We start from the raw sequence: 13,271 nt of genomic DNA, 5'->3' as shown, positions 1-13,271 counted from the left end.
ACCTCAGCGCCCGGCGGGCACCACGGGCAGGCGGGCCACAAAGGCGTCCACGTCCTTCACGGCAGGCTTGCCGCTGATCGGGCCGAACGAGACGCCGGCCACGAAGAGGGCGTCATTCGTCGGCAGGACCCGAAAGCCGTAGTCCGATTGCGGCGTCCCAAACAGGCGCGTCCACAGCCGCTCGCCGCCCGCCGTGTACCGGCTGACGAACACGTCGTACTCGCCCTGCCCCTTCTGGTCAAACAGCCCACCGTCGGCTTCTCCTGTCACAAGCACGTCCCCGTTTCCGGCGATCGTCACCCCGTACGCGCTGTCCGTGCCCCGGCCGCCGAATTGCCGAATCCACTTCGTCGCGCCCTTCGGGTCCACCCGAATCACGAAGGCGTCGTTGTTGGTCCCGTACTCGCCCGGCCCCGCCGACTGCTGTCCTGGCAGTACGGTGGTCGTGTTGCCCACGAGGACGACAGTGTCACCGCGCACCGCCAGGCCTTGGATGTAGGATTGCCCACCCGTGGCATACGTCTTCGCCCAGAGGGGGCGGCCCGCTGCGTCGAACTGCGCGAGGAACCCGTCGAGGTTGGCGATATCATTCGTGCCGATGCTCCCGGCAGCGTACACGTGCCCTACCTCATCCACCGCAATGCCCCCAGCCACGTCGTCGAATTCGTTGCCGAGCTGATGCATCCACACCAGCTCGCCGCTCTCAGAGAGCTGGGCGACGAAAGTGTCCTGCCCACCCTCGGACTCGCCGCCCGGCAACGTTCCCTTCGTGATGCCCATGATGGAGAGCGCCCCCTTCGGCCCCAGGGCCACGGCCCGCACCGAGTCGTCCTCAGACGAGCCGAACTGCTTGATCCACACCACCTTGCCCCCGGGGGTCAACTTGGCGACGAAGGCGTCCTGTCTTCCAACCTGTCCGCCGGACTGCAATTCACCGCCTGTCCCACCAGCAACGTAGATGTTTCCCGCGGCGTCGGCCGTCATTCCGAAGATGTCATCTTTCTCCAGGGTCGAGATCAGCGTCGTCCAAAGCACCTTGCCGGCCGGAGAGAGCTTGCGGACAAATCCCTCCCGGTTGCCCAGGGTGCCCAGCCAGTCACTTCCCGTTGAGCCAGCGACGATCACGTTGCCCTGCGGATCGCTGGCGAGCCCTGCGACGGCGTCGTAGGTGGCCGAGCCGATGGGGTTGACCCACTCGGGATTGAAAGCGCCCTGCGCGGCCCCGGCAGGGGTCAGGGCCAGCAGCAGCGCGGCGGCGAGCAGGTGACGGCGGGATGGGGTGGTCAACATGGATCTATCTCAGCACCGGGGAAATGGCTGGAGGATGATGCAGGGACCGGCGGTTGGCCGATCACGCCATTTCCAATCTTCTTGGCCTTTCTTCGCCGCGGCGCCCCTGACTCCCATATGCCTGCGCATCAGGAGCTCAGGACTGCCGGTGATGTTCCCGCCGGGCCCTGTCTCGCCACAGCGCCCACAGCGGAGCGAGCCACGATCCCACGCCCAGGGCCCCACACAACCCCGTGGCCCACCCAGGCCAGCCGCTGCCTGCGCCGTACATGGCCGCGAGCACGAAGAACAGACCCCGGGAAAGGGGATGGATGAGGATCAGCAGCGCGGCACGCAGGCTCAGGTCGATCAGGGCGTCCATGGAGACAGTGTGGCGAGCGGTGGATGACCGGGGCATGATGCGCGGGCACGCAAGCGCATCATGCGGCACCTGGCCTCCTCAGACACTGGGTTGAGGTCGAACAGGCGGCCAGGGGTCAGCAAGGCCCCGTGAGGTCGCCTGTCTCGTTCTGCCAGGCCGCGAGCCGGGGCAGCTATTCGGCCCTCAGCCCGTCCGGCCGCTCGCGTCACGCGCCCAGCCTGGCGGTCAGATCCGGACGATCGCCGCATCCCATCTCCTCGAGCAGCGGACCCGCCGAGCAGGACGCCGCCGAACTCCTGCGCGGCGAGGGCATCGACACTCGCATCCTTGACCAGGCTCATGAGGTCGCCGACAAGCAGGATTTCCAGCCATGGACGTCGTTGGTGGACCGAATCAGGTACGCGATGTTGTTGCGTGCCGCGCTCTTGGGCACTCGGGCCGAAGCGACCCTACGAGGCGGCACCGGGACGTGGACCTTCGAGTGCCATGTAGATCAGCAGCGTCAGCCCGTCCAGATGCAGGTCGTGCCCATCAGGGGAACCCTGACGAGGTTTGCCCAGCACTTCCCGACGCCGGAAACGCTCGGAGAGCATAGGGCCTCAAAAGACAGCACCGTCCCCGGGCAAGGCTGCGGCAAAGACCCGCGCCTGGTGTCCGGGCACGCGCCAGTCCTGGCTATTCACCGGATGGAGTGGATATTTCCAGCAGATCGTCTCACGCCAGAGCAGAGATCTTGCGAACGAATGACTTCGTCGAATGGTGGCGGGGACGGTGGCTTAGGGACGACGGTGAGGGATCAAAAATCCAGTACGGAAGGCAAGACGTCAGCCCGGCTTCAGTAGTTGAAGCCGGGCTGACGTCTTGCCTGTTGCCGTGTGAGTCGATGGGAGAGCAGGGTCAGCGCATCGCGGCGAGCTGGAGACTCTACCCGAACGTGCTTCATAAGGTGGAGTAAGGCACAGGTCACCGCGCTGGAGCTCGGAATTTTGCTGGTGTGGACTACCTTTGAGACGTGATCTTCACCTGAACATCGACCCGAAGAACGACGTGGCCGTCTCTAGCACTCCGGAGCTGGCCAGGCGCAACTCTGCCGGAGATGATGATCACTTCACTGGACCGAAACAAGCTCAAGGCTCACGCCGTTCGCAGGTGGACGGAGACTGGACCGGGGTCCGGGGGCGTCCGTGGTGCTGTACACGTCCACCAGATCGCCCGAGTCCACGACGCCATTGCCGTTGGCGTCCTGAATGGCGCTCAACACGTAGGCCCGGTCCTCTAGCGCCGGGAAGGCGAAGGTGCCGCTGCCGCCGCTCCCCTGGACCGGCTGGATCTTGGTGGCCGGGCTCTGGCAAGTGGGGTCTTCCACGTAGCACGCGACGACCAGGGTGCCCGCCACGCTGCGGCCCTGCGGCGCAGTCACGGTGCCCTGAATGCCGATCTTGGGAAATGTTTTGCTCGGCTGATCGGTGCGGTAGAAGGCGGTTGGCGCGCCTGAACCATCCTGGAGCTGGGCAAACAGCGCCTGCTTGCCGGAGTTGTCCACGCTCAGCGCCCAGCGGCGAACGGTGGGAGTGACGGGGGCGTGCTTGATAGGACCATTACATACGGTCGATTGCACGTCACCCTCGGTGGGCGTAAAGGCCATCTTGCCGCCCTCAAAGGTAACGCGGCCCTTCTCGTAGCTGAGGATCTTGCTCCGGCATGAGCCCGTGTCCACCGCCAGCAGGCCGGTGTACTGATACGACCCGTCTGCCCGCAGCTTGAGGATGAAACTGCTGCCCGTCGCGCCCTGCCACGCCCCGCTGTTGGGGTCGTAATACCCGACAGGCGCCGCTTCGCCCGCCTGCCAGTCGCCCTGCACCACGTCGGGTACGGTAGAGCTTCCCCCACCGGTTCCTCCCCCAGGCGTATCCCCAGGGGGCGTGCCCGTGTCCCCGGTGCCGGGAGGGCTGTACCCGCCGCATCCGGCGAGCACGGTGGTGAGCAGCAAGGCGGAAAGGGTCTGGATTGCTTTCGTCTTCATGATGGTCTCCTTGACGGACTCGCCTGGGGCGAGCGTGGTGTCACGTTAGGAGGGGGAGCATGGCTGGCTCATGGCAGGGGAGAGCACGACGTTCTGGTCACGGTGCGCAGGCGGTGCTTGCGCCGTGACGTCAGCTGGTGCAAACGCGGCGCTGGGACTGTGCGGGGCCTTCTCGCTGCTGGTGTCGTCTGCCCACCTTCTGGTGGTTTACGCGGACGTTCTGGAGCACAACGATCCACGGGCACCCCAGGCGCGTGCGGCGGCGCGCCGTTCTCTTCCACCGCCGTGACGAGCCCGACGAGGCGTCCGGCCTGCCGGTTATCTGCCCAACACTTTGCGCCCAACACATTGCTAGGCATAAACGCCTCCGCCTGCACCTTGTTCATCGTCCTTCCCCTAGGCTTCCTTATTCCCACAGTCGCCGCAGACCCACAGCAACCCCAGCAGGTACACGCCCACCGTTCGCATGCCCCACATGCCCACCAGCGTCGTTTGTATCGGAATAACGCGTGTCGCCCATCTGAAGGGTCACAGTCAGCAGCGTCACGACACCTGTCGCGGGCTGCGTCTGCACGTCGATCCCAGCGCCAATGCGATTAGCGCGTGCCTCGCCTTCCCCGCGCCGAGCGCCGCCCGACGCGCACTGGTTGCCGCACGCTTCTCAACGGCAGCGCGAACCCAGGCTTCCTTCTGCTAACGTGACCTCATCCTATGTCAACCCAGTGGACTCTCCACGTGATCGGGACGCCTCGCCTCGCCTCGCCGCAAGGCCAGGAGTGGCATCTGGAGCGCAAAACGTTGGCACTCCTGGCCTACCTGGCACTGGAGGGATGCACTCCCCGCTCGCGCCTCTCCGAGCTGCTTTGGCCGCAGACACCACGGGCGGCGGCCAGGAACAACCTCGTGCACCTGCTGCGCCGCCTGAAAGGACTCTGCGGTGTGGACCTGGTGCACGGTACGGATGCGCTGGTGCTCACTTCGACCCTATGGGTGGACGCAGTGTTCGTGCTGAAGGCACCCGGGGACGGGGAAGTGCCGCTCGGCGCCTTTCTGGCGGGGATGGACTTCGACGATCTGCCTGACTTCGCCGACTGGGTGGCGGCTTGGAGAGAAGATCTCGACGTCCGGCGCCTCGCCAACCTTGCACATGCTGCGGCGCGGCACGAGTCACTTGGGGCTTGGGCAGAGGCCCTGAGAGTGGCCGGCCAGATCCAGGCGCTCGATCCATTCTCGGAAGAAGCGCTGCAGCGCGTCATGCGGCTGCACTACCTTGCGGGAGACCGTCCAGCGGCCCTGCGTGCCTACGCGCGCGGTCAGGAATTCCTGATGCGCGAACTGGGTGTCGAGCTTGGGGAACAGACCCGGGCGCTCGCCCACCGCATCGACCACGGAGAAGAACTGCCCGGCGCAGTCCCGACCCGCGCCCTTGCGCTGCCTCTGGGGGTTCTGAGGCCGCCCACCCTGGTGGGACGTGAGGCGGCCTGGGCCCGCCTGGAAGAAGCCTGGGAGGCCGGCAAAACGATCTATGTCACCGGTGACGCTGGAGTGGGGAAGACCCGGCTGGTACAGGACTTCGTGGCCAGCAAGGGCCGTGCCATGTATCTGCCGGGCCACCCTGGCAGCGCGGATGTCCCTTTCGCCGCCGCAGCCCACAACGTCCGGGCCCGGATGGCCGCGGCGCCTCATGTGCAACTTCCGCAGTGGGTGCGGCGCGAACTCTCCCGGGTGCTGCCCGAGTTGCGCGGCCAGGAACCAGTGACACCGATCGACTCGGAGGCCGCGCGGCTGCACTACTTTCTGGCCCACCTGGAGGTCGTGCGTCTCACCGCCCCGGGCTTTGCCGCCGTGATCACCGACGATGTGCAGCATTACGACGCTGCCACCGTAGAGCTGGGGGCCTTTTTCCTGACGCAAGGCCCAGTGCTGGGCGAGGACGGCGAGGTGCCGCGCCACATCATCACCTACCGCAGGGGAACGCTCCCCCCGCTCACGGCGGCCCGGATTGCCGCCCTGGTGGCGTCAGGCACCGCTGCGATGATCGAACTCGAGCCTCTGGACGGCGGTGGCGTCGCGGCGCTGCTGGGTACCCTGGAGATAGAGGGAGCGGCGGAGCTGTCTCAGGAACTGCACCACCTCACGGGCGGCAATCCGCAATTCGTTCTGGAGGTCCTGCGCCACATGTACCACTCCGGCGAGTTCCGGGTGAATGACGCCCTGAGGGGGCGCCCGGCGGGCGCGGTATCGCTGATCGCACAGCGGCTGGGGCACCTCACCAGCGAAGCGCTCCAGGCGGCCCGGGCCGCCGCCGTGCTGGGGGACAGCCTCACGCTTGAGCGGCTGTCCGAGGTTCTCGGCATTGGGTTGCTCGACATTGCGGGTGCCTGGGAGGAGCTCGAAGCGGCCCAGGTCGTCTCCGGGGAGGGCTTCAGCCACGACCTCGTGCGTGAGGCTCTTCTTGACGGCCTCCCCGCCCCTGTCCTGGCCCTGTTGCATCGGGCGAGCGCGCGGGTGCTCGCCCGGCACACGGTCCACCCCGGTCGTGTGGCGCGTCACTGGCAGGAGGCAGGTGACTTCCGGCAGGCCGTTCCGTGGATGATGCAAGCCGGCGAGGTTGCCATTCAGACCTTGCGTCACGCTGAGGCTGCGGGTTTCTACGCCTCGGCGGCTGAACTGTATACCGCCCTGGATGATCCAGAGGGCGAGAAGGTCGCTCGTGACGCGTATGCGGCTGCGCTCAGGAACAGCGGAGCGTCTTAACAGCTGACCCGTCTGCTCGGTATAGTTGAGGTATGTCACATTCTACGCTCATGTGGCAGCTCACGCTGCTGGGTGAACCTAGGCTCCAGGCGCCCGACGGACGCACACCACGTTGTGAGGGCAAGATGCTGGCAACTCTCGCCGTTCTAGCGCTGGACGGCCCAGTGTCCCGCAGCCGCCTGGCCGGACTGTTGTGGCCGGACACGTTGGAGACCGGGGCACGCAACAACCTAGTTCATCTGCTGCGGCGGATGAAAGCGCACCTAGGTGCTGACCTTGTGTCGCTGGGCGACATGCTGTCTCTTGCCCCTGAAGTGATGGTGGATGTGCCGGGCAGTGACAGTGTCGGCGAACTGCTCAGTGGCGTTTCATGGCCAGAGCTGCCCGAATTGGAGGACTGGTTGCTTGCGCAGCGCGAGCGCCTGGCAGGCGAGCGTGCAGGGCGCTGGCGGGAGGAAGCCCAGCGCCTGGAGGACGCGGGCGAGTGGGCCGAGGCGCTGAAGATAGTGGCGCGCCTGCGCGCCCTGTATCCCACCTCTGAGGACGCCCTGCGCCGGGAGATGCGGCTCCTGTACCTGCTGGGCGAGCCCAGCCAGGCCCTTGCGGTCTACCACGTCGGCGCGCAACAGCTGCGCGCGGCCTTTGGAAATGACCCATTGCCCGAGACGCGGGCGCTGGCCCAGGACATAGAGCGCGGCGTGAAGCCACGCCACGCGTCCTTTCCCAGAATTCCGCTCGCCCAATCCTTCACGCAGCCTCCTCTGATCGGACGTGAAGATGCCTGGGCCCAGATGGAGGAGGCGTGGGCACAAGGACGGGGCATCGTCCTGACTGGTGAGCCAGGCGTGGGCAAAACGCGCCTGGCACTGGATTTTCTCGAAGCCCACGGGGGCGGCATGCGATTCCGGGGCTGTCTGGGGGACGCGGGGCTCCCATACGCAACCCATGCCCGCACTTATCGGCAGGTGCTGACGGCGTATCCGGCCCTTGACCTTCCCACCTGGGTGTGGGAAGAACTCGCCCGGATCCTGCCGCAGCTTGGGCACACCCCGGAGCCGATCAACAGTGATGAGCAGCGCACCCGGTTCTGGCAGGCCAAGGCCGAAACCCTCGGCGCTGCCATCGGTCAAGGCCTGCGCTGCATGGTCTTCGACGACACCCAGTTCATGGATCAGGCCAGCATTGAGGCTGGGGCCTTCGTCTTCGCACACCTGGGCTGGGGTGATCCAGGCGCGCCCTACCGCACCATCCACTGCTTTCGCGAAGGGGAACTGAGCCCCTTTCAGCAGGGCATTCTCGAAGCGATGGTCGGTGCAGGGCTTGTGACGCTCGTGAACCTGGAACCGCTGGGCGGGGCCCACGCCCAGCAACTGGCCGCCGCACTGCAACTGCCGCAAGGTGGCCTCGCTGCCGATCTTGTTCACTACACTGGCGGCAATCCTCTTCTGCTGCTGGAAACAGCGCGCAGCTTACATGAGTTGGGGATCCAGGGGGATGGGCGCTTGCCTCTCCCCGACTCCGCGGGGCGAGTGATGGCCTCACGGCTCACGCGGCTCTCGTCAACCGCCCTGCACGTTGCCCGCGCCGCTGCAGTGCTGGGCAGCGACTTCGATCCCGATCTCATCGCGCAGGTGCTGGGGGTCCCACTTCTCGAGACCGCTGCTGCATGGGAAGAGTTGGAAGCGGCGCAGATCATGCGGGGTTCGTCATTCGAACACGACCTGATCGCCGAAGCAGCCCTAGCAGGCGTGCCAGGCAGCGTGCGGCGGTTGCTGCACCGCTCGGCAGCCCGGATCCTGGCGGCGCACCGTGCCCCACCTGCGCTTGTGGCCCGACACTGGAAGGAGGGGGGGGAGCCCCGCGAGGCAGCTCCCTGGTTCCTTCAGGCGGCCGAGGCAGCGCGGGGAGCCTACCGTTTTCCTGAAGCGGAGGTGTACGACCTGGAAGCGGCAGGCGCACTTGAGGCGGCTGGGCAGCACGGTGGTTCCCGTGCGACGTTGGCCGGGCTCCAGTAGAAACACCCAGATTTTCGTTTGGACTGCATTTCGGTGAGAACCTAACGGATGAGAAGAAGGAGCGTAGGCGTAGTCCCTCAACGTTCCTTCCCTCCCGCCTGTCTCGAAGGTGACACAGGAGTTCGCGTGCAGCACCGCACACAAAAAAGACGGCGTCGTCGATTCGGGGAAACAATGAACTGAGGGATCTGGTCCGCCTGTGGAGCGGCGGACGGACGCGCAGAGCATCTTCGGGCTGCCCTGTGCGGTTGGGCCAGCTGAGTTCGTCTCTGAGTCCTGGCCTGGGTCACCATATTTAGATCGCTGAGCACGATGTTGTGGGTCATAGCCTCCACACCCTCTGACGGGTTGCCCCTGTCCTGATTCCGGAGGAGCGTCTGGTAGACCCAGCATGAGTCCGCCAGGGAGAAGCGCGGCAAACATCAGGGCGGCGTGGCGACCCGCCTGTAGAAGAACAGGGCGGGAAGCGCGAACGAAAAGGGCACTGCCGTGATTGTGCCTAATAGACGGGGGTGCTATGCCATGCTCCGGCCATGCCCGCCTGTTTAACCTGAGGACATGACCCTGAATCCTGACCGGCAGCCTGTCCCCACTTCTTTCATTACACCCCTGTTCGAGCTCCATCGCCAGACGGTCGGGCACAATGAAGCCGACTACGCTGCGGTAATGGACTCGCGCCAGGAACTGCGCTGCTGGAGCGACTCCGAATGGCCAGAGGACGATTTCACACTTCAGGCCAACCTTGAGGACCTGCACATGCATATTTGCGAGCATGACCGCGACGAGGCCTACGGCTTCAGCATCTTCACACCGGATGGCCAGACCGTGCTGGGCTCGCTCTACCTGAGCGAGGTCGCGCCTTTCATCGACAACTACGTGGTCAGCGATGCTGATCGCGCGATCCTGGCCGCGGCGCAGGTGCGTGTCGAATACTGGCTGCGCCGAGGCACTTCCCGTGATCTGGAACTGGCCCTGCTGCAAGCAGTGCAGGATTGGTTGGCACGGGAGTGGTGGTTCGGGGGTGTGCTGTTCGGCTCCCGGCGAGGTGCCGAAGCCCAGCGCGCGGCCTACGAAGCCGCGGGCCTGCTCGAGGTCGCGCAACTGGCCTCTAAAGACGGGCAGAGGCGCTTCCATTTCCACGCTGCAGAACCAGACAGGAGACATATTCGCGGGAGCCGGTAATGGTTCGTTCAAACTGACTTTCCCAGAAGGGTCCGACACCATCTGCGGCTCAAACGGTTGTGTCAGGTTGCTGGCGTCAAGGAAATTGTGGAGGGCGCTCTGGTGACCTGCTGACAGACCGTGACGATCACGGTACCCCCTGATCTGGACTGGGGACATGGGATATGCAGAAGGCAACCTGATTCATGCCCACATTGGGCCGATGAATCGGGGCCGCATCTGGCCTGGCAGCGTGCCCTGACCACGACAGTGGGGAGGGTACAGGCTCAGCCAGGCGTGCCCACCTCACTGTTTTTCCTCGCGTATCTGCTGCTCCGTCCCAAGGACGCCGTACAACGTAAAGACCCGGTTCGGCACATGCTGCGCTCCTTAGGGTGGACTGCACTGGTGCTTAGTGGACGTATCGTCCACATGCCTGGATGGGAGGCTGGGACGTCGATAGGCTGCCCACTGCATACCCTCCGTTTCCTGCTGACTATGCCGCAGACCGACTTACCCCACACCCTGTAGCGCAGCCGCAGCTCGAGGGGAGGCGTGAGAGCCGCTGACTGGCCCTTTTCGTGGCTGCGCTGGGGAGTGGAGCCTCAGTCGCACCAGGGGTGCCGACGGCACACAGGCATCTTCATGAAGAATGTGCCCCAGCCCATATGGCCGAAAGGCGATTGTTCAACATTTAACCTTGGTGGCAGTTCTGAACCGGGTGCACGGTCATGTGCCCAGCCGTCATCGCCCCTTTGTTCCCGAGGTGATCCGCTATCGCCACCCGTCGGCCCTTTCGTCCCCCAGACAACGCCTTGCGGCCTGCCCAGCCCCCACGCTCCGCACTCGATGCCATCGACCCGGCCCGGTTGCTGCTGTGGATTCCGCTGCTGGCCGCGCTGACGGGAGCGGTCATCCTGATCACTCTGGACTTGGCGGCCACGCTGTACCTGGGCATTCTGGCGGCGATCATGCTCTATACCGGTCTGGCGCTGTTTGGCCCCCCTCGCCTGCGGGCACTCCTGCTGAACCACGCGCCGCTCAGTTACGCTGCGGTGTTGCTCATGGCCTGGGGAGCCGCGCTGTACCTGCTGCCTCAGCACCCTGCAACCGCGATGGTTCGGCTGTCGGTGGCGCTGTACCTCACCATGGTCTACGTGTTTCTGTTCGCGCAGCGCCCCCCTGAGCGGGCCACACGCTGGGCGGTGGGCGTGCTGCTGACACAGCTGATCATGACCCTGCCGCACGCTGCATGTACGCTGGGCGAGACCGGGGCCTTTGACGGCGTGACGCTGCTGTTCACCATCCTGTTTTCCCACGGCGCGCTGATCGTGGTGCTGCGGGCCTTCAGCGCGGTGCGCGATCAGCTCGCGCTGGCCGAGGGCCGCATCCAGGCCGCGCATGAATTGGCGCATCAAGACCCGTTGACGGACCTGCCCAACCGCCGCGCACTGGAGCGGGATCTGGCTCACGCCGTCACGGAACCGTCCAGGAACTGGCGGCTGGCCGTGGTGGACGTGGACGGTCTGAAGAGTGTCAATGACCGGCTGGGCCACGCCGCGGGGGACGATCTGCTGCGCCGCTTCGCCCACGGCTTCGCTGCAGGGGCCGGGCCGGACGGGCAGGTCTACCGCATCAGCGGCGACGAGTTTGCGCTGCTGTTTGGGGAGGGCCAACTGCCCGCCGAGACGGTGGTGGAGCGGGTCACGCTGCAGATCCAGGCGGTGTATTCGGTGGCTGGGGCGAGTGTGGGCGCAACGCGCCACCGGGCGGGGGAGTCGGCGGACACCTGGCTGTCACGGGCAGATCAGGCCATGTACCGGCATAAGCGGCGGGGTGGGCCTGGACGGTAGCCACGGCATGGTGACGTGGGCTGGGATGGTTGCTATTGACGCTGGGAGGCTGCCAGAACATGGAGGCCTCGGGGGCGCTCCGCCCCCACGCCCCTATCAGTCATCAGCCCCCACAAGCGACGACTCATTCCTCGGCACTGAGAGCAGGTCAGTGGTAGATCGTCTGCGCCAGGTCATGCCATTCCTCCGCCCTGACACTCCTTTGAAGACTTCGCTCTATCATGAGCCATGGCAGACCTCATTCCCCTGCTGTTCATTGGCGTTGTGTTCGTCATGCTGATGCTGCTTGCCATCAAGAGCGGGGCAAAGCGTCAGCCTGCGCGGAATGGGTCTCATGGCGGGGGCGCCAGCACCGGTGACTTCAGTTCTGACACCAGCGCAGCTGAGTCCAGTTGTGACAGCAGTGATGGTGGCGGCTGCAGCGACTGATTAACCCTTGAGCCTGGAGCAACGGCGAGCAGAGACAGGCAGGCCAACTCCACGCGCTGGCGGGTCGGTAGTGAAAGATCGGTCAGGATCTTAAAGTGGATTGCTATCCCAATGTAACTCCGCGGCACGCTACGCATCTCCAATTGAACGGACAGTGAGCTGGATGGACGCGTGGAGTGTTGTCTCGATTCTTTCGCCCGAGGTTCGACCAGCAGCCTATTTTGCCTGAGGTGGCATGGAGTGGCGAACTCGTGGAGGTCTTCGACAGTGTTTGAAGAACGCAAATGCCGTTGGACAGGGTCATTGGGCAGTTTCAGCGCGACTGAGCAGCATTTTCTGGTCAGGAGGGATGTCGCTTGGCCCGGCTCAATTGGTATTCAGGAGCCTACTCCAGCGTGATCTGACCAGGCAGGTTCACCAGGACCCCCAGCACTTTGCCGCCCTCACACAGAGACACCTTCTGAAGGAGGTCTACACTTGCTCCATGGTCACCACCCAGATGCTCACTGTTCGTGACACCCGGCTCTTCGCCCGGATCGTCGGAGCTGCAGATCGGCCGCCGCTGATCTGCTTACACGGTGGCCCTGGCCTGGATCACACAGAATTCGCGGATTACCTTGACCCACTTTCCGATACCGTGCGTCTGGTCCTGATTGATCAGCGGGCACAGGGCCGGAGCGACCGGCAGGCACCGCAAGAGACCTGGACGCTGGAACAGATGGCTGCCGATGTGTCGGCTGTGGCTGAAGCGATGGGCGCGGAAAAGTATGCGGTGCTCGGGCACTCCTACGGCGCGTTTGTGGCTTTGCAGCATGCCGTGACCTACCCTGACGCTGCAGCAACCATCGCCTGCTGTGGGGTGGGATCGTCACGCTGGCTGGCAGACGTGTCCGCAAAGCTGGAATCGTTCGAGCCACTCGACTTGCGGGAACAGGTGCGCCGCTCGTGGGTGGATGAGGTCAACGTCCACACCGAAGCGGATTTCGCCCGGCTGATGCATGAGCAGATGCCCTGGCACTTCAGTGATCCGCGCGACCCGCGGATCGCAGAGTTCAATGCCCGCGTCGACGCCATGAATCCTCGTTATGCGCCGGACGTGCTGCGGCAGTTCAGCGCGGCGGGATACGGTGGAATTGAGGTTGAAGATGAACTGGGCGGGGTGTCCCAGCCGTTGCTGGTGCTGAGCGGACGACATGACCGCACTTGCCCGCCAGAAGCGGGCGAGCTGATCGCAGCACGAACTCCGAACGCGGAACTTCACATCTTCGAGGAGAGCGGACACATGCCCTTTGTCGAGCAGACTCAGGAGTTTCTGGCCGTGACGCGAGCGTTTCTGAAGCGGACGCTGGCTTGAGAGAGAACAAGTTCTTAAGCCCCATCGA

General features: G+C 64.9%; 10 protein-coding genes. 6 read left to right on the top strand and 4 right to left on the bottom strand.

Going from position 1 to position 13,271, the window contains the following annotated elements; all coding sequences use genetic code 11:
• Positions 1 to 3 precede the first annotated feature (3 nt).
• The 4 genes from HNQ08_RS21315 to HNQ08_RS21300 all read right to left on the bottom strand — a co-directional run bounded on the left by HNQ08_RS21315 (position 4) and on the right by HNQ08_RS21300 (position 3,674).
• Positions 4 to 1,290 (bottom strand): SBBP repeat-containing protein, encoded by a 1,287-nt coding sequence (locus HNQ08_RS21315; protein WP_184136655.1) that lies wholly within the window; start codon positions 1,288 to 1,290, stop codon positions 4 to 6.
• A 136-nt stretch (positions 1,291 to 1,426) separates the two neighbouring features.
• Positions 1,427 to 1,651, bottom strand: a complete 225-nt coding sequence (locus HNQ08_RS21310; protein WP_184136653.1) for a hypothetical protein — start codon at positions 1,649 to 1,651, stop codon at positions 1,427 to 1,429.
• A gap of 449 nt (positions 1,652 to 2,100) precedes the next feature.
• The gene (locus HNQ08_RS21305; RefSeq protein ID WP_184136651.1) at positions 2,101 to 2,244 is read right to left on the bottom strand and encodes a hypothetical protein; all 144 of its coding nucleotides are present in this window, start codon (positions 2,242 to 2,244) and stop codon (positions 2,101 to 2,103) included.
• A gap of 515 nt (positions 2,245 to 2,759) precedes the next feature.
• On the bottom strand, positions 2,760 to 3,674 hold the full coding sequence (locus tag HNQ08_RS21300) for a hypothetical protein (RefSeq protein WP_184136649.1): 915 nt from the start codon (positions 3,672 to 3,674) through the stop codon (positions 2,760 to 2,762).
• 124 nt (positions 3,675 to 3,798) lie between these two features.
• Here HNQ08_RS21300 and HNQ08_RS21295 point away from each other — a divergent pair, with 124 nt between their 5' ends.
• From HNQ08_RS21295 to HNQ08_RS21270, 6 genes are all read left to right on the top strand, one after another.
• Complete coding sequence (locus HNQ08_RS21295) at positions 3,799 to 3,963, top strand: hypothetical protein (RefSeq protein WP_184136647.1); 165 nt, start codon at positions 3,799 to 3,801, stop codon at positions 3,961 to 3,963.
• A 446-nt stretch (positions 3,964 to 4,409) separates the two neighbouring features.
• The gene (locus HNQ08_RS21290; protein ID WP_184136645.1) at positions 4,410 to 6,431 is read left to right on the top strand and encodes an AAA family ATPase; all 2,022 of its coding nucleotides are present in this window, start codon (positions 4,410 to 4,412) and stop codon (positions 6,429 to 6,431) included.
• A gap of 32 nt (positions 6,432 to 6,463) precedes the next feature.
• Positions 6,464 to 8,446 carry an ATP-binding protein gene (locus tag HNQ08_RS21285; RefSeq protein WP_184136643.1) on the top strand — a complete coding sequence of 661 codons (1,983 nt, stop codon included), beginning with the start codon at positions 6,464 to 6,466 and terminating at the stop codon, positions 8,444 to 8,446.
• Between the two features lie 558 nt (positions 8,447 to 9,004).
• Positions 9,005 to 9,628: a hypothetical protein gene (locus HNQ08_RS21280; protein WP_184136641.1), complete on the top strand. Its 624-nt coding sequence runs from the start codon at positions 9,005 to 9,007 to the stop codon at positions 9,626 to 9,628.
• A gap of 794 nt (positions 9,629 to 10,422) precedes the next feature.
• Positions 10,423 to 11,460 carry a GGDEF domain-containing protein gene (locus HNQ08_RS21275; RefSeq protein ID WP_229790163.1) on the top strand — a complete coding sequence of 346 codons (1,038 nt, stop codon included), beginning with the start codon at positions 10,423 to 10,425 and terminating at the stop codon, positions 11,458 to 11,460.
• A gap of 913 nt (positions 11,461 to 12,373) precedes the next feature.
• Positions 12,374 to 13,243 carry an alpha/beta fold hydrolase gene (locus tag HNQ08_RS21270; protein ID WP_184136639.1) on the top strand — a complete coding sequence of 290 codons (870 nt, stop codon included), beginning with the start codon at positions 12,374 to 12,376 and terminating at the stop codon, positions 13,241 to 13,243.
• The last annotated feature ends 28 nt before the right edge of the window (positions 13,244 to 13,271 follow it).

It is taken from the genome of Deinococcus humi, from assembly GCF_014201875.1.
GTDB classification, from domain to species: domain Bacteria; phylum Deinococcota; class Deinococci; order Deinococcales; family Deinococcaceae; genus Deinococcus; species Deinococcus humi.
Note: the sequence above shows the minus strand (reverse complement) of the source record. Positions and strands in the feature narration are given on the sequence as shown.